At 48.3% G+C, this 1,770-nt stretch carries 2 protein-coding genes; both read right to left on the reverse strand.

Features of this window, described 5'->3' with window-relative positions; translation table 11 throughout:
* Positions 1-111: 111 nt before the first annotated feature.
* Positions 112-912: an ExeA family protein gene (locus C7459_RS22765; protein ID WP_109691464.1), complete on the reverse strand. Its 801-nt coding sequence runs from the start codon at positions 910-912 to the stop codon at positions 112-114.
* The coding region (locus tag C7459_RS22770) for a DDE-type integrase/transposase/recombinase (protein ID WP_146201074.1) at positions 905-1,770 on the reverse strand (866 nt) is incomplete at its 5' end. The genes C7459_RS22765 and C7459_RS22770, both read right to left, overlap by 8 nt.

A 1,770-nucleotide genomic window follows, 5' to 3' on the forward strand; every position in this document is an offset into this window, starting at 1 on the left:
TGTTACTACCGCCTTTTGATGTCCGAAAACTGACGGTAACTTTTGTCCAAGAGTTGACGTGAATCATGACCGCGTGATCATAGCAAACCCTGTTAAGAAAAAACGGGAGAATCAAGTCAATTCTCCCGCGATAACCCGTTTTATCATGTGGTCGTCAATAATCCGGTGCTTTTTCGTTGCACCGTAGATCAGACTATGTGTTGCTGCTTTGTTCACCAAGCGGACTGTCCCGCTCGAATAACGGTAAATCTCATCGATTGCACCATCCGTGAAAATATCTCGGCTTACGCCAGCATACTCCAGATGACGTGCGATATAGGCCTCAACTTGTGCGCGGTCGTAATGTACCAGTTTGCATTGAAGGTCAATTCTTTGACGAATTGCTGTAAATATCTGTAGTTGCAGGCGGTCCCACAACTCATTTTGTCCGACTAGGATCAATGCCATCGGACTCTGAGCATCCATTTTGAAGTTGAGCAAAAACCGTACTTCTTCGAACATCTCTTTGTCCAACAAATGCGCCTCATCGACCACCACCACGGGCTGTAAGCGATGAACTCCTCGCATCAATTCAATTTCCCGATGCAGTTGCCGCTTGCTGTCTCCTCGATAAAACTTCGCTTCACACCCCAACTGCTCAAGCAAACCCTTGTAAAAATGGCGCGGCGTCAGCTTCGAATCGGATAGATAGAGCAATTTAAATCTCGATGAGTCGAGTACATCCGCGAACCGCCGGATTGTTGTCGTTTTACCCGTTCCACAGTCGCCCGTCACAACGGAAAACCATTGCCTTTCGGCGGTGTATTCCAACCTTTCGAGCGTCTCTTCCAAAACGACTGAAGCATACAGCTCATTGGTGGGCATATCACGAGAAAACGGCGTTCTCGTCATCTCATAAAACGCTTCAAACATCTCGATTCGCCTCCTTCCTCATGTTTCGGAAAGAGGTAGCGTTTGTCTGGCGCTCTTTTCTTGCCTGATTCTTTTTCCCGGCAGCGTCCAATAAACGTGAACCCTCGGCGGCTATACTTTCAATCGTCGGTGGCAAGGAAGGTCGTTTACCTGCCCATTCACTGATGACCAGTTCCTTCACCTGCCATGGTGTGTGATTGTCGTACTCAATTGTAATCGTCGAGATGTCACGCGGGTCGTAGACCACTTCAACTTTATGCCCAATGAACGAGAGCCCAACCTCGTATTTCCTCCCCATGAAGCTGATACAACCGGCCTTGTCCACTTTTCGAGATTCACTGTGTAAAAACGCATCCGAGAGGATTGATTCTTCGACAAGTCGAAGTGGTGTTGAGTCGCTTCGAAAGGCTACTTGCGGGCTTGAATGACCATCAAGTGCGGAGTGGGGCTTTGTCTGGTAACATTCGGTGAGCCACACTTGAAACAACGAATTGAGTTGGTCGAGCGTTTTGGGCTTTTCTAGCGCCACTTCCGCTAGGAAACTGTCGATGACTCTGTTGAAGCGCTCAATCTTCCCTTTCGATTCGGCGGCGTATGGCCTCGTAAACCGAAGTCGAATGCCTAGTTTGGCGCATGTTCGAGCCATGCTTTTGGTGCGAAATTGCTTGCCGTTGTCGAAGTAGACAGATTCAGGCACTCCGTTTGTTTGAATCGCGTAGCGAAAACAGTCTTCTACGATCGTTTGATCAAGAGTTGGATAAAAAGCGGCATGCAACACATAACGTGTCGCATCGTCGATGAATGCAACGAGGTAAACCTGCTTGTTCGCACCAGATTCACCAATCGGTAAATACGGTC

This window comes from Tumebacillus permanentifrigoris (assembly GCF_003148565.1).
Taxonomy (GTDB): Bacteria; Bacillota; Bacilli; order Tumebacillales; family Tumebacillaceae; genus Tumebacillus; species Tumebacillus permanentifrigoris.

Excerpts from the sequence above, each read along its gene's own strand:
- C7459_RS22765 (WP_109691464.1), bottom strand. The coding sequence starts at position 912 with ATGTTTGAAGCGTTTTATGAGATGACGAGAACGCCGTTTTCTCGTGAT.